The sequence below is a fragment of the Micromonospora sp. WMMD735 genome, from assembly GCF_049178995.1.
Taxonomy (GTDB): Bacteria; Actinomycetota; Actinomycetes; order Mycobacteriales; family Micromonosporaceae; genus Micromonospora; species Micromonospora wenchangensis.
Genome location: NZ_JBMHMJ010000002.1, coordinates 2,397,470 through 2,419,258, shown reverse-complemented (window position 1 = coordinate 2,419,258; position 21,789 = coordinate 2,397,470). Strand labels below are relative to the sequence as shown.

Below are 21,789 nucleotides of genomic sequence, written 5' to 3'. Positions count from 1 at the left end.
CCGTCGGCGGTGAGGTCGCGCGTCATCATGCTTCCGGTCTACGGCCCACTGGTTACCTCGTCGAGCTGCCTGCGTAGATCTTCTGCCTCATCGCTTCGACCGAGTCCGTCGAGGACATCGGCGAGCGTCCGGTACGCCGAAAACAGTTGTCCACCGAACCTCTGTGGTAGCTGCTCGGCGAGGGGATGGTAAAGGTTGATGGCCTCGGTGATGGAGTCCAGGGCCTGCGGCAGGCTGGTCTGCACGTTCACACAGACCCAGGCGTACGCCCCTAGCGACATGGCGAGGTCGGGTAGGTAGGCGTCGGGGTTGGTTTCGGCGAGGCGGCGGTAGATGTTGGTGGCTTCGTCTGCTGGGGTGAGGGCTTGTTCGCGTTGGCCCAGTTCCGCCAGGTGGATGCCGAGGTTGTTCAACGATCCGGCGAGGTCGGGTAGGTAGGCGTCGGGGTTGGTTTCGGCGAGGCGGCGGTAGATGTTGGTGGCTTCGTCTGCTGGGGTGAGGGCTTGTTCGGGTCGGCCCAGTTCGGCCAGGTGGTTGCCGAGGTTGTTCAGCGATGTGGCGAGGTTGGGTAGGTAGGCGTCGGGGTTGGTTTCGGCGAGGTGGCGTCGGATGCGGACGGCTTCTTCTGCTGGGGTGAGGGCTTGTTCGGGTCGGCCCAGTTCCGCCAGGCGGGTGCCGAGGTTGTTCAGCGATGTGGCGAGGTTGGGTAGGTAGGCGTCGGGGTTGGTTTCGGCGAGGCGGCGGTAGATGTTGGTGGCTTCGTCTGCTGGGGTGAGGGCTTGTTCGCGTCGGCCCAGTTCCGCCAGGCGGGTGCCGAGGTTGTTCAGCGATGTGGCGAGGTTGGGTAGGTAGGCGTCGGGGTTGGTTTCGGCGAGGTGGCGTCGGATGCGGACGGCTTCTTCTGCTGGGGTGAGGGCTTGTTCGCGTCGGCCCAGTTCCGCCAGGTGGATGCCGAGGTTGTTCAGCGATCCGGCGAGGTTGGGTAGGTAGGCGTCGGGGTTGGTCTGGGCGAGGCGGCGGTAGATGTTGGTGGCTTCGTCTGCTGGGGTGAGGGCTTGTTCGCGTCGGCCCAGTTCCGCCAGGTGGCTGCCGAGGTTGTTCAGCGACATGGCGAGGTCGGGTAGGTAGGCGTCGGGGTTGGTCTCGGCGAGGCGGCGGTAGATGTTGGTGGCTTCGTCTGCTGGGGTGAGGGCTTGTTCGCGTCGGCCCAGTTCCGCCAGGCGGTTGCCGAGGTTGTTCAGCGACATGGCGAGGTCGGGTAGGTAGGCGTCGGGGTTGGTCTCGGCGAGGCGGCGGTAAATGTTGGTGGCTTCGTCTGCTGGGGTGAGGGCTTGTTCGCGTCGGCCCAGTTCCGCCAGGCGGTTGCCGAGGTTGTTCAGCGACATGGCGAGGTCGGGTAGGTAGGCGTCGGGGTTGGTCTCGGCGAGGCGGCGGTAAATGTTGGTGGCTTCGTCTGCTGGGGTGAGGGCTTGTTCGCGTCGGCCCAGTTCCGCCAGGTGGCTGCCGAGGTTGTTCAGCGATCCGGCGAGGTCGGGTAGGTAGGCGTCGGGGTTGGTCTGGGCGAGGCGGCGGTAGATGTTGGTGGCTTCGTCTGCCGGTGTGAGGGCCTGTTCCCGTTGACCGGCGTTGGCGAGGCGCCAGGCGTGGGTGGCGTGCAGGTGGGCTCGTTGGGCGGGGTCGGTGGTGTGGGTGAGGCGGTGTCGGGTGAGCGTGTCGATGATGGCGGCGGCGGCGATGTCGAGGTCGATGTGCCGGCCAGTGGGAAGCAGGGGTTCGAGGGTTTCCAGGATCGTGAGGTCGATGCCGGGGATGCTGGCCAGGCGGGTCAGGGTTGCTCCGCCTGCGGTGATCGTCAGTTGTGGATGCGTCTGGATGAGTGGGTAGAGCACGGTGGTGGCCAGGTGCGGCCAGCGGTGTGCGGCCTCGACCAGCACGGTGATCGCGGACCTGGTCCAGACCGGTGGTGTCGTGCTGGTGGTGAGTAGGGCGGTGACCGCCTCGGAGGTCCAGTCCCGCTCCAAGCGGGTGCTGCTGTCGTGGCCGGGTGTAGACAGGGCGATGAGGTCTTCACCGAGCCGGTCAGGATGCAGCGACTCGAACACAGTACAGGCGTCCAACGGTGGATAGCAGGTGCTGTGGTCGTCGATGAGCCGATCCGCGGCCGGGCCGGTGTCGGCGAAGCCGGCGTCGGTCAGGGCGTGGCGGGCCTCGCTGCGGGGTCGGGCTCCGGTCAGGGTCGCTGCGACGACAACCCGGTGCATCACCTCGGGCGGGGTCTGCACCGGCGCCTCAGCCCGGGTGTGCAGCTGCTGCCAGTACGCCTGTTCCCGGCCCAGCAGATACGACGACACCGCATCCGGGCCGCCGGGCAGCACCTCGCCGCGCCGGGCTGCGTCCACCTCGGCCAGGGCCGCCATGTGTACGGCCAGAACCTGCCCGAACCTGCCTCCGGTCAGATCCGGCACCGGCCAACCCTCGGCCGGAGTGGCGACATCCAGGACAGCCGCGAACCGGCTCGCGGCGGCGGCAAACAGACCCGGCCGGTCATCGACACTGTCAGCAGACAGGGCGGGCAACGGGAACTGGTCTACCTCGATGCGAAGGGTGCTGTCGGCCCGGTCGGCCAGTGCTGGCCACCAGTAGCCGTCCGAGCGGGCCAGCATCAACACCCGCACCCGGGCCCCCGCTCGTACGTGCAGATCCCGCAACTGGGTGAGCAGCGCCAGCAGCGCGGAGGCCGGCCACCGGTCGGCGTAGTCCACGACCGCCAGCACCGCACCACCGGGCAACGCGGCCCGCGATACCTGCGTGGACCCGGCGATCGGGGTCGGCGTATAGGTAACCTGCCATGCCGCCCACCCCACCGCCGAGCACGAGGCACTGACCTGCGCGGCGAGGCGAGTTTTGCCCTGACCACCCGCACCGTGCACCAGCAACGCCGCCACCGGCTCATCCCCACCGACCCAGGCGGCGAGCCGGTCCAGGGTGCGGTCACGACCGGTGAACGGCACGATCTGGTGACGGGCCAGCAGCAGTCGGCTCGGCTGTGCCCGCGCCCGCGCCGCACTCAACGGCACCGGTGCGTCGTCGGCGGTCGTGACCTGGTAGGGCGGTCGGTCCAGGCTGACGGTCACGTCTCCGTCGACGCCGGCGATCTGCACGGTGTCGCCGAAGACCACGCTGCCGGTCACCGCCTGTCCGGCCACCGGGGGCGGCCCCCACCAGCGGGTCACCGGTCAAGCTCGACGTCGCCGCCGACCCCGTCGATCTGCCGTACCGGACCCGCCGTCGACGACCCCTCCACCACCTGCCCACCACCCTGCGAAGGAGACGACATCTGTGGCGAGGACCCGGGCGGCACCGGCAGCACGGGCGGCGCAGAGGCCGGGCCGATGCGCACACTGCCGCCCACCCCACGTACCTGGGTCACCCCACCGCCGATCGTCGAACCGGTCACCGACTGCCCACCGGCCTGTCGGCGAGCCCCGACCGCACCAGCCACCGCCAGACCCAGGCCCGCCAAGCCGACGAACAACCCGAGCACGCTGCCCCACTTGTCCGCCTTGTCGAGACCCTGGATCGCCAAGAACGTGCCCAGCCCTGCGACCAGAACCCCGACGGCGAATGCCACCGCCCATCCGCGAAGCCGACTACCAAGCGTCATCACGCCATCATGGACCGGTGCGGCAACGGCGGCATCACCGCCCCGGCCATCGCCGCGCTCATGATCGGCGTTCATCGGTTACCACGATCAGTCGGCCTTCACGCCCCTTCTGGATCCGCGTCGCCTGTACGGCGAGGTCAGGCCCTATCTGAGCCCTCGCCTTCGACCTCGGCGGCTGCGCCGGTTGATGACTGCCAGCTCCTGCTGAGTGTCGGGTAGGCGACCCGGCGCGAGGGTGCCGTGACGGGTGTGGCGGTCGATGATGGGCGGGTGACGGGTGGGAACTGGGTGAGGGTGTTCGGCGGGGTCGGAGTGACGTGCACATCAGTTCGTGACTGCGCCCGTGTGGCCGTCGCCGGGGTCGGTGCCTGAGCCGGTGGGCGGGTTTCGGTCGGCGGGTGGTCAGCGGCTGGACAATGTGGTCGCGTTCAGTGATGTGATCATGGTGTCGGGGGTAGGTGGCGACGTCACGATCACCACCGCTCGGCCGCCGTACCGGGTGGAGGCTTTCCCCACAGTGGTGGAGACGGTGGCCGTGGAGCAGGCGCGGCAGCGTCCGAGCCAGCTGTTGTTGGCCCAGCACCGGGTGGTGCCGTTCGTCGGGCGTGACGGCGACCTCGCCGAGGTGGCGCAGTGGATGGGCCGGCCGGGTGGGGTGCTGGTGCGGCTGATCCACGCCGCCGGGGGGCAGGGAAAGACCCGACTGGCGGGACATGTCGCCGACGCGTGCGCGAAGTCCGGGTGGACGGTGTGGCGAGTGCTGCACGAGCCGGAGTTCACCGGCGGCTACCGGATGGACCTGCCTGCCGGCGGTGGGCTGCTGGTCGTCGTCGACTACGCCGACCGGTGGCCGGTATCCCATCTACAGAGCCTGCTGACCCACCTGACGAGCATGAACGTGCAGGCCGGTGTCACGGTGCGGGTGTTGCTGCTGGCCCGCTCCACCACGGCATGGTGGCCGGCGTTACGTACCCGGCTGCGCAGTGACCACCAGGTCGAGGCTACCAGCCAGCCGCTGCCGCCGTTGGGGGAGCAGGTCGACCGGGGGGTGTTGTTCCGGCAGGCCCGTGACCGGTTCGCCACCGCGATGGACGTCGCCGACGCCGACCGGCTCCGACCGCCGCCGAACCTGACCGACGACGCGTTCCGGCAGGTGCTGTCCGTGCACATGGCGGCCCTGGTCGCCGTCGACGCCCACCGCCGCAACACGGCAGCGCCGACCGGCCCGCACGCGTTGTCGTCGTATCTGTTGGAACGCGAGCGTGACCACTGGTACGCGCTGCACCACCGTTCGGTCGAGCCGCGTCAGACCCCACCGGAGGTGATGGGTCGTACGGTGTATCTGGCCACGCTCACCGCCGCCGTGCCCCGCGACACCGCCACCGACCTGCTGCACCGCGTCGGGCTCACCGCACCCGCCGCCACCACGATCATCGACGACCACCGGTTCTGCTACCCACCCGAGGACCCCCGCACGGTATTTCAGGCGTTGCAGCCCGACCGGCTCGGCGAAGACCTGATCGCCCTGTCCACCCCCGGCCACCGGCACGCCGGAGACGAGGACGGGTGGGACAGCGACGACTGGGCCGTTACCGCCGTCGGGCAGTTGCTGCGCTTCGACACCGAACCGCCGCCGTGGGCAGCGCACGCCGTGACAGTGCTGGTGGAGACTGCCCGCCGTTGGGACCACGTGGCCACCGACATCCTGTACCCCGTCCTGCGTACGCATCCGCACCTGGCTCTGGCCGCCGGCGGCACCACCATCACCCGCCTGGCCACCATCCCGTGCATCGATCCCGATGTCCTCGACGCCATCGACGCCGTCCTGCCCACCCACCGGCACGTCGACCTCGACATCGCCGCCGCCACCATCACCACCGCCCTCACCCCACACCGACTGGCCGCCACCACCGACCCCGCCGACCACGCCCGCCTGCACACCATCCACGCTCGGCGATTGGCCAATGCCGGTCTCCGCGACCGAGCCCTACCTCTCGCTGAGGAATCGGCCGGTATCTACCGGCGGTTGGCCGGGGCGAATCCGGCTGTTTACCTGCCCGCCCTCGCGTCGTCGTTGAACGACCTGGGCATCTGGCTGTGGGGGTTGGGTCGGCGGGAGGAGGCGCTGGCCCCGAGTGAGGAGGCCGTCGCCATCTACCGGCGGTTGGTGGAGGCCGATCCCGCTGTTTACCTGCCCGCCCTCGCGATGTCGTTGACCAACCTGGGCATCTGGCTGTCGGGGTTGGGTCGGCGGGAGGAGGCGCTGGCCCCGAGTGAGGAGGCCGCCGCCATCTACCGGCGGCTGGTGGAGGCCAGTCCCGCTGCTTTCCTCCCCGACCTCGCGATGTCGTTGAACAACCTCGGCGCGGTGCTGTCCGAGTTGCGTCGGTGGGAGGAAGCCCTACCTTCCACCGAGGAAGCCCTCATGATCCGCCGGCGGTTGGTGGAGGCCGATCCCGCTGCTTACCTGCCCGCCCTCGCGATGTCGTTGCACGAAGTGGGCGTCTGCCTGTCGGGGTTGGGCCGGCGCGAGGAAGCCCTACCTTCCACCGAGGAAGCCCTCATGATCCGCCGGCGGTTGGTGGAGGCCAATCCGGCTGCTTATCTACCCGACCTCGCGATGTCGTTGAACAATCTCGGTGACGTGCTGTCGGGGCTGGGTCGGCGGGAGGAGGCGCTGGCCCCGAGTGAGGAGGCCGCCGCCATCTACCGGCGGTTGGTGGAGGCTAACCCCGCTGCTTACCTGCCCTACCTCGCGGGGTCGTTGAACAACCTGGGCATTCGGCTGTCCGAGTTGGGTCGGCGGGGTGAGGCGCTGGCCCCGAGCGTGGAAGCCGTCGGTATCTACCGGCGGTTGGGGGAAGCTAACCCTGCCGCCTACCTACCCGACCTCGCGATGTCGGTGAACAACCTCGGCGTCCGGCTGTCCGAGTTGGGTCGGCGGGAGGAGGCGCTGGCCCCGAGCGTGGAAGCCGCCGCCATCTACCGGCGGTTGGTGGAGCCTGATTCCGCTGCATACCTGCCCGACCTTGCGAGGTCGGTGAACAACCTCGGCGTCCGGCTGTCCGAGTTGGGTCGGCGGGAGGAAGCGCTGGCCCTCAGCCTGGAAGCCGCCGGTATCTACCGGCGGTTGGTGGAGGCTAACCCCGCTGCCTACCTGCCCGACCTCGCGGCGTCGTTGAACAACCTCGGGATCATGCTGTCGGGGTTGGGTCGGCGGGAGGAGGCGCTGGCCCCGAGCGCGGAGGGCACCGGAATCTACCGTCGGTTGGTGGAGGTTAACCCGGCTGCTTACCTGCCCAACCTCGCGATGTCGTTGAACAACCTCGGTATCTGGTTGTCCGAGTTGGGTCGGTGGGATGAGGCGCTGGTCCTAAGCAAGGAAGCCGTCACGATCCGCTGGCGGTTGGTGGAGGCTAACCCCGCCGTTTACCTACCCGACTTCGCGGCGTCGTCGTTGGCGTACGCGCGGGTGTGTGTGAACATGCAGGCCAACTTCGCCGAGGCCCTGGAAGCGGTCACTGAGGCGGTCACCATCTACAAGCGTCTGACCGAACAGTTGCCGGCCGTGTTCGCCGAGCGGCTGTTCGCCGCCCACCAGACTCTCGCCGATGTCCTCGACGGACTGGGACGGGCCGACGAGGCCGCAGAACTGCGCCGGCAGCTCGACGAGGCTACGGCGGCGGCACGGACCCAGGGTGACGGTTGCCTCAGGAAAGGTCCTGAATAGCCTGGCACGGCGCTGAAGCTCGGCGAGAGTCGTCGGTGCTTGCTCAGCGTAGTTCCCCGTGGCACGGGGAAGGGTGGGGCGTGGGGGCGTCCGTAGGGTGGTGGGCGTGAGTGATGTGACGTACGCCCGCCTTGGTGCTGAGGCTGCTGGCGGGTTGATGGACGAGTTGTGTGAGGTCTATGCGGACGCCTACGGGCAGGTTCCCGGCGAGGATGCGACGGTCAAGGTCGACGCGTTCCGGGGGCGGGCCACGGCGGCTTTGGGTGCGCGGAACTATGAGCTTGTCGTTGCCCGGGTAGGGGATGAGCTGGTGGGGTTCGTCTTCGGGTACAGCCTGCGGCAGGACCGGGACTGGTTCGCGGGGCTTCAGCCGGCTCCGGAGGAGGGGTTCACCGACGAACGGGGTGGTGAACGCACGGTGGTCCTGGCCGAGATTGAGGTACGCAAGGCGTGGCAGGGGCGGGGGATCGGGCGCGGCCTGCACGATTCGTTCCTGAGGGGACGCCGTGAGGAGCGCGCGACCTTGACGGCCAACCCGGTTGCCACCTCAACCCATGCTCTGTATCAGGGGTGGGGCTGGCAGCGGGTAGGCAGTATTCCCGGCCGACCGGGGGCGTACTACCGGGAGTACGCGATGTTCGTGCGCCCGCTTCCACTAACTGACGGGCGTTGAGGACCGGTAGGCAGCGATTGCCTGGTCGAGCTGTTTGACAGCGCGAGTGCGCTTCCACGGATCGAGCCCTCGGCGCATCTCCTGCAAACGCTGCTCGATGCGGCGAGTCGAGTTCACGGACGTCAGTTCCACGACTTCGATGGTGGTTTGGCAGGCCAGGCCGATGTTCTGCTGACGCACGAAGGCATCCGCGCGGTAGAGAAGGCGGAACGACCGCTCATGAATGTTGCCGTTGTCGCTGAGCCTCAACGCCCTCTCTGAGGCTGCCATGATTCGGTCGACGCCGTCGAACTTCAACGCGTTCTGTGCGTTGGTGCTCCAGTAGAAGGATTCGTCGTAGAAGTACCACCAGGACTTGCTGGGGCTCTGGTCGGCTAGCGCTGCATGTAGGGCGGCGTACTCGCGGTCGAGGGCTTGTTTGGATTGATGGTTCTGGTTGTCGGCGGTGAGGGCGCGGACGGCTACGTCGGCGGCGTAGGCGCGGGCGTAGGGGCTGCCGCTTTGGTCGGCCCAGGCGGAGGCTGCGGCGGCGTGGTCGATGCCGATGCGGGGTTTGCCTTGCCAGGTGGCGAGGTGGCTCATGGTGCAGAGGATGTAGGTGACGAGTTCGACGGCGCGGGCGTCGTGGGCGGCGGTGCGTGCGTCGTCGTAGAGGCGTTGGGCGGAGTGGTAGTCGCCCATGTTGAAGCAGAGCCAGCCGGCGAGTTGGGTGAGTTCGGCGTAGGTGGCGATGGCGCGGTCGCGGTGTGGACCGTGGGGTGCGGCTTTGGCCTGTTGTTCGGCGATGCGCCGGTAGGCCAGGGCGGTGGGCAGGGTGGCGGCAGCGCCGAGGACATCGCCCTGCTTACGCAGGTTGGGCATCATGGCTTCGCAGTGCGCGAGGGTGGCCGGCTCGAACCGTGCGGGATCGGTGAGCGTGGGTGCGGCGGTGGCGCTGTCGGTGAAGCCTGCGAGATCGGTCAGTGGTGCTGTTGCGGCGACGGCGAGTGCGGCGGTCAGCTTGGTCAGCATGTCGCGTCGGGTCTGGGGGTGGGGTACTCGTTGCATCCACATGGTGATGACCTGCGCCAACTCTGCGAAGTTGACCTCCTCAGGTCGGCGGTACAGGCCGGCGGTTTCCGCTTGTGGCGGGGCGTCCGCGTCGGCGCCGGGACGTCGACCGAGCAGGTCACGAAGCAGGATCTCTGCCTCGCTCGGCACCATGATTTCACCTTGCAGGCCGGGTTTCACCCCCTCGGGCGTGACGGGGGTCGATGCGGTGGCGGAGTCGAGGTGGCGGAAGCTCGGTAGGTCGGCCAGGAGGTCGGCGACGCTGCATTCGTAGAGTTCGGCGAGGCGGGCCAGGTTGTCCTGGGAGGGTGAGTAGCCACCCTTGCCGGGCCAGATCTCCCAGTACGAGAAGCTCTTGAACGACTTGGGTTCGTTGGGCCAGCGCTGGTTCCATTCCTCGGCGGCCTTCGCCTGGCTCCATCCGCGCACGACACGCAGCGCGACGCGGGGGTTGAGGCGGAACCTGTCGCGGAAGACCTCGGCGGTCTCGACCCAGGTTCTTCCCGCTGACCGTAGTTCGGCGGCGAGGCGCGTTTGTTGCTGCCGCAGGCTCTCGGGATTCCCGTCGGTCATGTGCGGCCCTTCCCCGTCAGCCGTGCCCATCGATGGTGCTGCACCACCGTACGCAATTCGGGCCGTCTATGTAACTTCCCCGCGACACGGGGAATTGCGGGGAAGGAAACCTCCCAATGATCACAGGTGGCGGTGTCCGTGCCGCGTCAATGATCGTGGACGCAGTTGCCGGGCGACCGCGTTCCTGCGCCTTCTTCGCATTGCGAAGGATGTGGACCAGTGATGCCCGGAAGGCGTTGTCCGATGGCGGTGTCGAGAGGGGTGGACGTGACGATCCACCGGAGGAAGTGGTTCATGTCCGCGCCTGATCTTGAGCAGTCGCTGACCCCTGCTATCGCTGATCATGAACGGGCGGCGGCGTACTTCTGGTCGTTCATGGTGGATCGGAGTGTGCGGTTTCTGCCGGAGCGGCTTGCGCCGGTGTTCTTCTCGACGTTGGTGGAGGCGATCGCGCACGGGGCTGATCCTGCTGCTTATCGGGCTGGTCTGGTGGTGTTGGGTCGGTTGTACCGGCGGTTCGACCTGTTTCCGTATCACGGGACGGTGATTGCGGCGGCCGTGGTGGACACGGTGCGGCGGTTCGCGGGGGAGTCGTGGGGGCCGGAGCTGGTCCGGGTGTGGGAGCAGGGTTGTTTGCGGGTGTTGCGTCTGGCCGAGCAGTGCGCCGAGATGCTGGGCGATGGTCCGCGGGTGTCGTTTGGTGTGGTGGAGTCGGTGGTGTCGGCGTCGGGGTGCGTTGCGGTGGTGACGGTGCGTCCGGTGCGGCGTCTGGTTTATGTGCCGGGTGATGCTGTGCCGGTGTGTTCGCCTCGGTTGCCGGGGCGGTGGCGGTGGTTGTCGCCGGCGAATGCTCCGCGTCCGGACGGGACGGTGGAGTTCCATGTCAGTGTGGTTCCTGGTGGTGTCGTCTCGCCTGTGCTGGTGAGGCATGTGGTGGCGGGGGAGTTGCTGTGGTTGGGGCCGCCGTGTGAGGTGGGGTTGTCGTTGGCGGCGGCCGGTGATGCCGATCTGTTGCTTGTTGCTGGGGGTACGGGGCTTGCGCCGTTGCGGGCGTTGGTGGAGCAGGTTGCGGCCTCGCCGGGTGGGCGGCGGGTGACGTTGGTGGTGGGTGTTCGCAGGTTGGGGGTTCTGTATGACGCGGCGGCGTTGGACGAGTTGCAGCGGGAGCATGGTGAGTGGTTGACGGTGGTGGTGGTGCTCTCGGGCGACGGTGGTGCCGATCCGGTTGCTCGGGGGAGTTTGCTGGGGTCGGTGCTGCACCACTACGAGGCGGGGCAGGCGGTGTTGGTGTGTGGTCCGCCGGAGTTCGTCCGGGAAGCGCGGACGTGGCTGCCGATCGGCGGTGTCGAGCCTGACGACCTGCACGTGGCGGTGACGTTCCAGCGGGGGTTCGACGTGGATGCGTGGGCGTCGCGACAACGTCACACCGACACCGCGGTTGTCGAGACGTCCGAGGACAGCGGCGCTGACGGTGGGTCGGGGGTGGCGTCGTGACGCGGACGGAGGTGGTACGTCGCGCCTCGGGTACGGACCTCGACGCGCTGTCGGTGGTCGTCGCGGAGGCGTTGTCGGATGGTGCGGTGGGTGGCTGGTTGGTGCCGGATGCCGCCGAACGACCCGAGGTGCTGCGCCGGTATGCGCGGCTGCTGATGTCATGGGGGCTGGAGCGCGGCCAGGTCGACACGACCGGGGACCGGTCGGCGGTGGCGGTGTGGCTGCGACGGCCGGAGGTGCCGGTGCCGTCGGCGGCGTGGATGTACGACCTGCACCAGGCCCTCGGCCCGCACGCGTCCCGGTTCGCCCTGTGGCACGCCTACCTCGACGCCGTGGTCCCGCACGTCCCCCACGCGTACCTCGCGCATCTCGCCGCGCGTCCCGGCCGTGACGACACCGCGCGGGCGTTGCTGGCCGCCCACCATCGGGTCCTCGACGCCGAGGGTCTTCCGGCGTACGCGGAGGTGCCGGGTGGTCGTCCCCGGGAGGGCCTGCTGGCGGCGCTGGGGTATGAGCCGAGGTCACCGATCCTGCTGGAGCCGGGCGGTCCCGCGCTGTGGCGGATGTGGCGGCCCGGCCCCGGCAGCGGCCGGTCGTGTGGCGGGCTTCCGCCACGGGCCCGGTTGCGGCGTGGGGTGACCCCGTCGCGTGGCCGGCTCGTCCCGGCACCGCCGCGTTCTCCCTGACCGTTCTTTCTGACCGGGCCCGGTTGGGCGTCACCCCTGATCAGTAGCTGGCGGAGGCCGTGTGGCCCGCCAGTCACCCCCGTGCACCCACTTTCCGAAGAAAGGGCTTGTCTCATGTTGACCGTTGTCGAGCGTCCGTTGGTTATGGTTCCGCCGCGCAGGCGTACGGCGGGTTGGTGGTTGCCGCCCTGGCTGACTCCCACCCGTACCCGCCCCACCACCCCCGGCCGCGTGGACGACGCGGGCACCGCACCGCAGGTGCACCTGTGGGGGTATGCGCTCCGCCGGGAGTGGCCGGACGGCACGCACGACCTGTTCGGGTTCACCCCGCGCGCGGATGTGGCGTTGCGGCGGCTCGACCGCGACCGCAGCTACTGGCGCACCGGCCCGGTACGACCGACGGCGGTGTATCTGGTGCCGGTGCACGCCGCCGACGTCACCACCCATCCGGTACGGGACTGCCGCAGGCCGTCGTGCCCGGATGCCCCGCAGCGGGGGCAGCGATGAGCATCCACACGCAGGTGGCTCTTGCCCGCCGGACGATGACCCCGACTGGCCTGTCGATCTTCGGTGCGGCGGCGTCCGCGCCGATGGTGGTTCTCGCCGGTGGTCTGGTCACCACCTACGCCACGACCCGGGTGACTGCCCTGCCCCTCACCTTCGTCCTGGTGACCGCAGTGGTGGCGTTGCTGATGGTCGGCTACACGGCGCTTTCCCGGCAGGTCGGGCATCCGGCGGCCTATTACGGCATCCTCGCCCACGGCGTCGGCCGTGGTTGGGGTGTCGCCGCCGGCCTGGTCGCGCTGGTCGCGTATACGGCGATCCAGACCAGCCTGTACGGGCTGTTCGGGGCGACCCTCGCCGCCCAGCTCGGCGGCACCTGGTGGGTGTGGGCCGGTATCGCCTGGGCCGTCGTCGGCGCGCTCGGAGTGCGGGCGATCGCCCTGTCGACCTGGGTCCTCGGTGGGGTCCTCGCGGTGTCGCTGCTGATCGTCGGCCTGTTTGTCGCCGCCGGCCTCGGCTCCCCGGCCGGCGGGACGGTGTCGTGGGAGGGATTCGATGCCTCCGGTCTGGCGGTCGGGGGGATCGGTGGGGCGGTGGCGTTGTGCGTGGCCGCGTTCATGGGCGTCGACGCACCCGGTTCGTTCGTGGAGGAAGCCGTCGACCGGCGGTCGATCGGCCGGGCCACCATCACCGCCGTCCTGGTCCTGGGTGGCGTGTATGCCGTCGCCGCGTGGGCGATGGGCGTGGCCGTCGGCCCGGACACGGTCGCTGTCCGCGCGGCCGATCCGTCCTCCGGCCTGCCGTTCACGATCCTCGAACCCGCCGGCCAAGTGTGGGTGGGTGTTGCCGGGGTGGTGCTGGTGTTCGCGATCGTCACGTCGATGTTGGCGTTCCACAACGTCATCGCCCGGTACGTGTTCGCCATGGCCCGCGAAGGTGTCCTCCCCACCGGCCTCGCCCGCACCGACAGCACGACCCGGGTCAGCGCCCCGCGCGGCGGCTCCCTCACCCAAACCGGGACGGCGGCACTCGTCGTCGCCGCGTTCGCCGTCGTCGGGGTCGACCCGGTGGCGGTGATGTTCACCTGGCTGTCGACCCTCGGCGCGTTGGGCCTGCTCTGCCTGCTCCTCGCCGCCTCGATCGCCGCGCTGACCGCCCCAACCGCCGTGCGAGGTCAACATCCCGGAATCTGGCAGTGGAGGTTCGCACCGGTGCTGGGGGTGCTCGGCGGGTCGGTGGTCCTCGTCGCGATGGTCGGCAACGTCGGCTCGCTACTCGGGGCCGCACCGGGATCGCCGTATCCGCTGCTGCTTCCGGCGATCCTCGCCGCGACCGCCACCGCAGGTGGCATGTGGGCTGCGCACCTGCGTCGCACTCGACCCGATGTGTACGCGGGCATCGGTCATGGCACCCCGAAGACGCATGCCGTGCCCGATGCCCTGCACATCTCCATCTGAACCCCGAGGAACACCCCGATCATGAAGACCTACACCGCCCAGACGCCAGCGGCACCGGGCTACCGCAACAGCAGTGATCCGCTGGACCCGGCCTGGCGACCCGAACCCCGGCCGACGCCACCACCGCCCGGCCCCCGCCGACCGGCGGACCACCAACCCCCACCGGGTCCCCGCCTGATCCAACCGCCGCCACCGGACTACCAGATGCCCGACGAGCGACCGTACCGCCGGGACGTCCCCGTCCATGCGGCCCCGCCCGAGCACATTCCGTCGCCCCCGCAGCCGGGGGAGTCCGACGGTGGGGTGTCGGTCGAGGCCCGGTGGTGGGCCGACCTGCGGCAGCAGATCGTCTACCGGGCGAAGCGCCTGAACACCGGCCACATGATCGAAGCCGACCAGCGCTACGGGCAACGTGACGCGCTCGGCCCGCACGGGGTGATGCTGTTCTTCGTCTCCGAGGCTGCGGCCCAACCCCACGGCTACCAGTTGCACACCGCCTACCGGTTGTGGCTGGCCTCCCCGGAATCCCAGCACCTACCCCGCCTTCTGGCCGACCTGACCGAGGTCGTGGGGGACAGCATCACCCGGGCCGGGGCGGCGGGCCGCCGGTGGCATCCCCTCGGCCCGCAGGGGTCGATGGTCAACGGCGGCGACATGACCCTGCCCGCCGGGGCCGTCTACGTGGGAGTGGGGGTGACCACCCTCGACTCCGACCAGGGCCGCTGGCAGCAACTCGCCCGGACCCTACGCGCCTCGGGCGACGACCGTCGCCGTTCGGTGTTCGACCTCAAGGGCCAGTGCTTCGTCCTACTCACCGACGGCACCGCCCTGCACGTCGACCGCGACCCCCACGCCCCGATCGGCGCGGACGGCGTCCGCTGCACCAAACCCCTCGACCCCGACCGGGTCATCCACTACAACCCCCACGCACACCTCACCGAACAGGGCGACACCGTCACCCGCGACACCTGGACCCAGCTCACCCGACTGCACCACACCCTCGCCGGGCACCTCCTCGCGGGGCGTCCGGCATGACCCACACCCCCGCGCCCGCTCAGCGGTGTGGTCTGGCGGAGGCCGCGGACCTCGGCCGTACCCCGGTCGACGTCACCGCGGTCCTGGACCACCTGGCCGCCGAGGCCGACACGGCCGCACCGACGAGCATCGGCTTCCCCGGGGCGGTCGACCTGGACCATCGGGAGGTGATGGCCCGCCTCGGTCACCGCCTGTGGAACAACATCGGCGACCCCACCGACACCGGCGGCACCCCGCACACCCGCATCCTCGAACAAGCCGTCATCGCCTGGCTCGCCGACACCCTCCACATGCCCGCCGACGACCGGTGGGGCTACGTCACCACCGGCGGCACCGAAGGCAACCTCTCCGCCCTGCACGCCGCCCGCCGCCGCCTCCCCACCGCCCGCATCTACTACTCCACCGCCGCCCACTACTCCATCCCGAAGATCATCGAGATGCTCGGAGCACGCGGCGTGGTCGTCAACGCGGGCGCGGACGGGGAGATGGACTACGACCACCTCGCCCTCCGCATACGCCGGCACCGGCGGTGGCCGGCGATCGTGGTGGCCACCGCTGGGACCACCATGACCGAAGCCGTCGACGACACCACCCGTATCCGGGCCGTCCTCGATGCCCATCAGGTGCAGGGCCGGCACCTGCACGTCGATGCGGCCCTGTCCGGGATTCCCCTGGCCCTCGACGGGCGGCTCCGCCTGGACGACGACAGCGGCATCGGCAGCGTCACGGTGTCGGGTCACAAGTTCCTCGGGGTACCGACACCCTGCGGCGTGGTCCTCATCCGCGACAGCCTCCGCCGCGAAGGCACCCCGGTCACCTACACCGCAACCCTCGACACCACCGTCACCGGATCCCGCTGCGGACTCGCCGCCGCTCTGCTCTGGCACGCCATCGCCACCCACGGCCGGGAAGGACACCGATGGCGGGTCAGCGAAGCACGCCGTCTCGCCGCCTACACCGTCGACCAGCTCACCACCGCCGGCTGGCCCGCCTGGCGACACCCCCACGCCTTCACCGTCGTCCTACCCACCCCACCCACCGCAGTACGGGCGAAGTGGCTCCTGGCGACCGACGCCGAAGTCAGTCACCTCATCTGCATGCCCGGCATCACCCACGGGCAGATCGACGCCTTCGTCGCCGACCTCACCGAAGCCACCGCGCCGGGTTCAGACCCAGGCCCGGATCACCCACATCTGCCGAGGTCGATCCCTCGTCCCCGGCGAGCGTCTTCACCCACCGCTGGCGTCGGCACCCCCTGACGGGCTGCTTGCCGCCCCGCCGCCCTGGCTTCCCAAGCGCCTGCTTGCCCGCGTCGCGGCGCACCTGCTCACCGCTGCCCGAACCCTGTCTGCCAACCCCCCTGCGAGGCGATCACCGTGACCACCGGCTACGTCTTCCACCCCGAGTACCTGTGGCACGACACCGGCACCAGCGCCGGCCTGCTACCCGCCGACCCCACCGCAGGCGTGCAGCCCGCCGTGCACATCGAGAACCCCGAGGCGAAACGCCGCACCCACGAACTCATCCACGTCTCCGGGCTCCTGGCCGAGCTGCTGGTCATCGAACCCCGGCGAGCCACCATGACCGAACTGCTCCGCGTGCACACCCCCGCACACGTCCAACACATCCGCGCGCAGAGCGACCGGCGCGGGGGAGGGGACGCAGGCGACGGGTACTCCCCGGTCGGGCACGGCAGCTACGACATCGCCCGCCTCGCCGCCGGCGGCCTACTCGCCCTCGTCACCGCCGCCGCCGACGGCGACATCACCAACGGGTACGCCCTGACCCGCCCACCCGGACACCACGCCACCGCCGACACCGGCATGGGCTTCTGCCTGTTCAACAACCTCGCCATCGCCGCCCGCCACGCCCAAACCCTCCACGGCATGACCCGCATCGCGATCGTCGACTGGGACGCCCACCACGGCAACGGCACCCAAACCATCTTCTACCCCGACCCCACCGTCCTGACCATCTCCCTACACCAAGCCAACTGCTTCCCACCCGACTCCGGATGGACCCACGAAAACGGCATCGCCGACGGCACCGGACACGCCCTCAACGTGCCCCTACCCCCTGGCAGCGGCCACGCCGCCTACCTCCACACCATGCGGCAGGTCGTCATCCCCGCCCTCGACCGCTTCCGCCCCGACCTGATCCTGCTCGCCAACGGCGTCGACGCCAACGTCTTCGACCCCATGGCCCGACAGATGCTCACCACCAGCACCTACCGCGCCATGACCCGCCTACTCGTCGACGCCGCCGACCGGCTCTGCCACGGACGACTCATCGCCGCCCACGAAGGCGGCTACAGCCCCTTCTACACCCCCTACTGCGTCCTCGCCGTCCTCGAAGAACTCACCGGCACCACCACCCGGGTCGCCGACCCCTTCGCCACGGTCGTCGCCGGCTATACGGCCGAACCGCTGCGCCCCCACCAGCAGGACATCATCGACGCCGCCGCCGCACTCGTGCCCCGCATCACCGCGCCCACGCCCTGACCACCAGCCGGCCTGGTGATCGCTGCGGCCGGCCCGCCAACGCCCTGCTTGCTTCCCTGCCCGTTCGTCTTGCCGAGGGACTGACCTTCCTGATGGCCCTGCCCCGCACCTACACCTCCGACGTCATCACCGACGCCGTACGCCAGGTCGAAGCCGCCCGCGCCGCCGGACGACGCGGCCCGATCAGCGCCGTCGCCCGGGAACTCCACCTCGACCGCCGCCTCCTCCAAACCTGGGTCACCACAGCCCGCACCCACGCCACCGCCGCAGCACCACCGCCCAACGCATCGAGCACCCACACCGGCGTCGACCCGGTCCTGCTGCCCGACGGGCTGCTGCACTGCCGGTTCTGCCAACACCCCATGACGGCGGTGTTCACCTGGGCCGGTCTCGTGTATGACTGCCCACCACCGTGCCGCCGACCCGTACTGAACGCGGCAGCAGTCGCCAGCGCCGTCGGCGTGGTGGTCCTGCGGCACGCCGCGCACCTCGTACCCGCGCTCACCCAACCGAAGGCGGCGAGTATCGCCGCCGGCCACGCCGACCGGCTGATCACCCGGATCACCGCCGGCACCCACCCCACCGACCTGCGCATCACCTGGCCCACCACCCGACCACCCCGACCGGTTCCGCCCGGACACCTCCACCTCGCCCGCAACCTAACCGGCACCGATCCGCAGCGTGCCCGCACCATCCTGCGGAACATCCTCGCCGGCATCGACCCCACCACCACCGCCACCGATGTCGTTCACGCCGATGCCGCGCACCTGCTCGCCCCACTACTGCACGGCCAGGCAGCGGCCCGCTGGGCGGACTACGCCCACCGCAGCCTCGCCTGCCTCCACGGCCCCACCCACCCGCACACCCTCGCCGCCGCCCATACCCTCGCCACCGCGCACCGCCAGGTAGGCCACCCCCAACGCGCCTACCACCTCCTGCGGGAACTCGCCGATCACCTGGCCGCCACCGCCGGACCCGACGCGCACCCCACCCTCGCCGTCCGCGCCACCTCCGCCCTCGTCCTGCACGACCTCGGTCACCACGACGCCGCCCGCACCCTCCTGACCGACACCATCGACCGCCACCACCGCGCCCACCCCGGGCATCCCGCCACCGCCCGTATGACCGCACACCTCAACCAGTTGCGGCACCACCACACCACCCACCACGACAACAGCAGCCAGGAGCAGCCGTGAACCCTCCCGTCCCGGTGGTGCGGGCGTGACCGCCCCGGACTTGGCCGCAAGCGGCAATGCGGGCGGACAACGACCCGACGCCCCCGACCGGCGATCCCTGCCGGCGGAGGCGTTGCCGCCGCTGCGCGGATATCAACAGGAAGCAGTCGAAGCGATCGTCCAGGGTGCCGCCCGCGACGGCAGGGGACAGGTCATCGCCGCCTGCGGGACCGGAAAGACACTGATCGCCGCACACGCGGCAGTACGGTGCTGCCCCCGGGGCCTGGTGGTGATCGTGTGTCCGTCACTGGCCCTGGTCGGTCAGACCCTGCGGGTGTGGCGGCCCCTCGCCGCCTACACGGCGGCGGTGTGCAGCGACGACTCCGTCGCCGACGTCGCCGGCCACACCGACCCGACGAACTGCCCGGTGCTGACCGACCCCGACGAGATCACCGCCTGGCTCCACCACGCCCCGCACGGGCGGATGCGGCTGCTCGCGGTCACCAACTCCTCCGCCGACCGCGTCGGCACAGCACTCCTGGCCGCCGGTATGACCGCCGACCTGCTGATCATCGACGAGGCACACCGCACCGCCGGTCTCGTCGGCAAGACGTTCGCCCGCGTCCACGACGACACCCACCTGCCCGCCACCATCCGGGTGAACATGACCGCCACACCCCGCATCATCACCACCCACCACCGCAAGGGACAGCCGCACGAGGTGCTGTCGATGGACGACCCGAGCGTGTTCGGACCCGTGTGGCACCGGTACCCGTTCGGCCAGGCCATCACCGACGGCTGGCTCGACGACTTCCGCATCGTCGTCGTCGGCATCCGCACCCACGACGCGCTGCGTGTGCTTCAAGACGTCGACGACGACCGTGTCACCGCCATCGGCGAGGCCCCACTGCGCACCGCCGTCGTCCAGACCGCCCTGCTGCGGGCCGCCGCCGAATTCGGACTACGCCGGGTCCTCGTCTTCACCCCCCGCGTGGCAGACAGCAGAGAATTCGCCTCCACCCTCGCCCGAACAGCAGCCCGCCTCCCCGCCAGGCAGCAGCCGAAAGGCCGGCTGACCACCGGCCACGTCGACGGCCAGCAAAACCTACGCCAACGACAGATCCACCTCGACCGCCTCGCCGAACCCCCCGACGACGGATGGACCGTCATCTCCTCCGCCCGCGCCCTCACCGAAGGCATCGACGTCCCCGCCGTCGACGCCGTCGTGTTGACCCGACCGATGCGCTCCACGGTGCAGGTCGTGCAGACCGTCGGACGGGCCCTCCGCCGCAACCCCCACGGCACCGGCATCGCGACCATCCTGGTTCCTCTGCTGCTGCCCGACGACCCCACCCGGCTACCGCACGCCGACGACGAGTGGATGGCCGCCCTGCAGGTGCTGTGGGCGATGCGCGCCCACGACGACACCCTCGCCACCGACCTCGACACCCGCCACCACCACGCCCGCACCAGTGCCGGCAGCCGGCAACCACGACTCCCCGAACGGGTCCTGCTGCGGATGCCCGACGGGTACCTCACCGACAGCCTCCTGCGGGATATCACCATCCGCATCCTCAACCACGCCACCACCGGCAGAACACCCACCCAACCCACCGCCGACTGGACCGCAGGCATCACCGCCGCCCGCACCTTCCGACACCGCGAAGGCCACCTCGACGTACCCCGCCACCACCGCGAAAGCGACATCGACCTCGGCAGTTTCATCCACAACTGCCGAGGCCGCCACCGACGCAGCGAGCTGACCCCCGACCAGATCCTCACCCTCGAACAGCTCGGCATCACCTGGCGAGTCTTCGACGCCCGCTGGCAACGACACCTCGCCGCATTCACCACCTTCCACCACCGCGAAGGACACCTGCGCATACCCCGCCACCACCGCGAAGGCGACATCAACCTCGGAAGCATCGCCCACAACCTCCGCAACCAACGCAAACGCGACCTCGTCCCCCGCGACCGCATCGACGCCCTCGACGCCCTGGGCTTCCCCTGGACGCACTCCACAGTGATGCCGCCGGCATCACCAGCCACCGCCCGAAACACCGCACTCGGGAGCAGCCGATGAGCGTGGAACTCGACCTGTCCCTGTTCAACTTCGAAGCCGGCGGACTCCAACCCGACGGCACCTACAACTTCGTCCCCCTGGCCCGTGCCTTCCTCGACGGACCCCACCCCGACCTACTGATGCTCTGCGAAGCGAAGTTCTGGCATGCCCGGGGCAGACGACCCCTGCACACCGCGATAGCACATCTCGCCGAGGTGACCGGCCGCCCCTACGTCGGCGAGCTGCACACCGGAGTACTCGCCACCGTGGTCATCTACGACCCGCGTTACGCCTTGACGCCGCAGAAGAACCCGAGTTCCCCGACAAACGCAACCTCGCCCGATTCAGCCTCCGCGCCGACCCCACCTACCGCCTCCACGTCTACACCGAACACTGGCCCTACGCCGACCCAGAACAACGCCTGGCCCGCGCCCGCCTCCTCGCCACCTCCGGCACCAGCCCCACACCCACTCTCATCGCCGGAGACCTCAACTCCACCAGCTCCGGCCCCCACCTACCCACACCCGACTGGACCCACATCCCCACCAGCACCCGCGACCACAAAGCCCACCACCACAACGGAACCTGGCACGCCGACACCCGCGCCATCGACCGACTCATCGGCACCTGGGACACCACCACCAACCACCGCGTCAACAGCTCCGGGTTCCACCACCTCGCCGAGATCGACCCCTACACACCCACCCCACTCCCACCCACCACCAACGGCCCCCACGGCCTACACATCGACTACATCCTCGCCAACCACGCCCTCCTCACCACCGCCACCGTCGTCCCCGGCACCTACCAAATCCACATCCCACCCGACAACGACCCCGCCACCTGGCCATCGGACCACCGCCGCATCAGCTGCACCCTACGCATACACCCCACCTCACAGCACAACCCGCAGGAGCAGGCATGACTGATATCCCGCACTTCGGCGGAGGTGGGATGCTGAATCCCAGAGGCAAGCTTCAAAGCGAGGGAGCCTGACCAACTGTCGACGCCGGCTGAACCACCTCGAACCGCAGAAGACCCCCGCGCGTGCTGGGACGACAGGGCCGTCCAGGCTCGGGTGCCGACCTCCCGCGGAAGACCCCCGCGCGTGCGAGGACGACACGGTCTGCCAGTGCTCGGCCAGGCCGTTGCGGGGAAGACCCCGGCGCGTGCGGGGACGACGCG

At 69.8% G+C, this 21,789-nt stretch carries 14 protein-coding genes; 11 read left to right on the top strand and 3 right to left on the bottom strand.

Annotation, left to right across the window (positions count from 1 at the left end):
• Positions 1-38: 38 nt before the first annotated feature.
• Positions 39-3,233: a tetratricopeptide repeat protein gene (locus ACN268_RS10280; RefSeq protein ID WP_421482943.1), complete on the bottom strand. Its 3,195-nt coding sequence runs from the start codon at positions 3,231-3,233 to the stop codon at positions 39-41.
• A complete protein-coding gene (locus tag ACN268_RS10275; RefSeq protein WP_421482942.1) occupies positions 3,230-3,739 on the bottom strand; it encodes a hypothetical protein in 510 nt (169 codons plus the stop codon). Before ACN268_RS10275 ends, ACN268_RS10280 begins: the two co-directional genes overlap by 4 nt.
• A gap of 301 nt (positions 3,740-4,040) precedes the next feature.
• Here ACN268_RS10275 and ACN268_RS10270 point away from each other — a divergent pair, with 301 nt between their 5' ends.
• Together ACN268_RS10270 and ACN268_RS10265 are read left to right on the top strand one after the other, a co-directional pair.
• Positions 4,041-7,394, top strand: a complete 3,354-nt coding sequence (locus ACN268_RS10270; RefSeq protein WP_421482941.1) for a tetratricopeptide repeat protein — start codon at positions 4,041-4,043, stop codon at positions 7,392-7,394.
• 106 nt (positions 7,395-7,500) lie between these two features.
• Positions 7,501-8,067, top strand: a complete 567-nt coding sequence (locus ACN268_RS10265; RefSeq protein ID WP_377682128.1) for a GNAT family N-acetyltransferase — start codon at positions 7,501-7,503, stop codon at positions 8,065-8,067.
• On the opposite strand, the gene ACN268_RS10260 is transcribed toward ACN268_RS10265, so the two are convergent.
• A complete protein-coding gene (locus ACN268_RS10260) occupies positions 8,050-9,690 on the bottom strand; it encodes a hypothetical protein (protein ID WP_421482940.1) in 1,641 nt (546 codons plus the stop codon). The two genes, ACN268_RS10265 and ACN268_RS10260, sit on opposite strands and share 18 nt — an antisense overlap.
• Before the next feature lie 261 nt (positions 9,691-9,951).
• Here ACN268_RS10260 and ACN268_RS10255 point away from each other — a divergent pair, with 261 nt between their 5' ends.
• From ACN268_RS10255 to ACN268_RS10215, 9 genes are all read left to right on the top strand, one after another.
• On the top strand, positions 9,952-11,184 hold the full coding sequence (locus tag ACN268_RS10255) for an FAD-binding oxidoreductase (protein WP_421482939.1): 1,233 nt from the start codon (positions 9,952-9,954) through the stop codon (positions 11,182-11,184).
• Positions 11,181-11,870 (top strand): N-acetyltransferase, encoded by a 690-nt coding sequence (locus ACN268_RS10250; protein WP_421482938.1) that lies wholly within the window; start codon positions 11,181-11,183, stop codon positions 11,868-11,870. The genes ACN268_RS10255 and ACN268_RS10250 overlap by 4 nt, the downstream gene beginning before the upstream one ends.
• 231 nt (positions 11,871-12,101) lie before the next feature.
• Positions 12,102-12,377: a hypothetical protein gene (locus ACN268_RS10245; RefSeq protein ID WP_421482937.1), complete on the top strand. Its 276-nt coding sequence runs from the start codon at positions 12,102-12,104 to the stop codon at positions 12,375-12,377.
• On the top strand, positions 12,374-13,831 hold the full coding sequence (locus ACN268_RS10240) for an APC family permease (protein ID WP_421482935.1): 1,458 nt from the start codon (positions 12,374-12,376) through the stop codon (positions 13,829-13,831). The genes ACN268_RS10245 and ACN268_RS10240 overlap by 4 nt, the downstream gene beginning before the upstream one ends.
• A 21-nt stretch (positions 13,832-13,852) precedes the next feature.
• A complete protein-coding gene (locus tag ACN268_RS10235; protein WP_421482934.1) occupies positions 13,853-14,866 on the top strand; it encodes a hypothetical protein in 1,014 nt (337 codons plus the stop codon).
• The gene (locus ACN268_RS10230) at positions 14,863-16,125 is read left to right on the top strand and encodes a histidine decarboxylase (RefSeq protein WP_421482933.1); all 1,263 of its coding nucleotides are present in this window, start codon (positions 14,863-14,865) and stop codon (positions 16,123-16,125) included. The genes ACN268_RS10235 and ACN268_RS10230 overlap by 4 nt, the downstream gene beginning before the upstream one ends.
• Before the next feature lie 117 nt (positions 16,126-16,242).
• A complete protein-coding gene (locus ACN268_RS10225; protein ID WP_421482932.1) occupies positions 16,243-17,367 on the top strand; it encodes a class II histone deacetylase in 1,125 nt (374 codons plus the stop codon).
• 92 nt (positions 17,368-17,459) lie between these two features.
• Positions 17,460-18,563 carry a hypothetical protein gene (locus ACN268_RS10220; protein ID WP_421482930.1) on the top strand — a complete coding sequence of 368 codons (1,104 nt, stop codon included), beginning with the start codon at positions 17,460-17,462 and terminating at the stop codon, positions 18,561-18,563.
• A 25-nt stretch (positions 18,564-18,588) separates the two neighbouring features.
• On the top strand, positions 18,589-20,625 hold the full coding sequence (locus ACN268_RS10215) for a Helicase associated domain protein (RefSeq protein WP_421482928.1): 2,037 nt from the start codon (positions 18,589-18,591) through the stop codon (positions 20,623-20,625).
• Positions 20,626-21,789: the final 1,164 nt, after the last annotated feature.

Coding starts and splice junctions, on each gene's coding strand:
- ACN268_RS10230 (WP_421482933.1), top strand. CDS start 14,863: ATGACCCACACCCCCGCGCCCGCTCAGCGGTGTGGTCTGGCGGAGGCC.
- ACN268_RS10220 (WP_421482930.1), top strand. CDS start 17,460: ATGGCCCTGCCCCGCACCTACACCTCCGACGTCATCACCGACGCCGTA.
- ACN268_RS10235 (WP_421482934.1), top strand. CDS start 13,853: ATGAAGACCTACACCGCCCAGACGCCAGCGGCACCGGGCTACCGCAAC.
- ACN268_RS10275 (WP_421482942.1), bottom strand. CDS start 3,739: ATGAACGCCGATCATGAGCGCGGCGATGGCCGGGGCGGTGATGCCGCC.
- ACN268_RS10260 (WP_421482940.1), bottom strand. CDS start 9,690: ATGACCGACGGGAATCCCGAGAGCCTGCGGCAGCAACAAACGCGCCTC.
- ACN268_RS10240 (WP_421482935.1), top strand. CDS start 12,374: ATGAGCATCCACACGCAGGTGGCTCTTGCCCGCCGGACGATGACCCCG.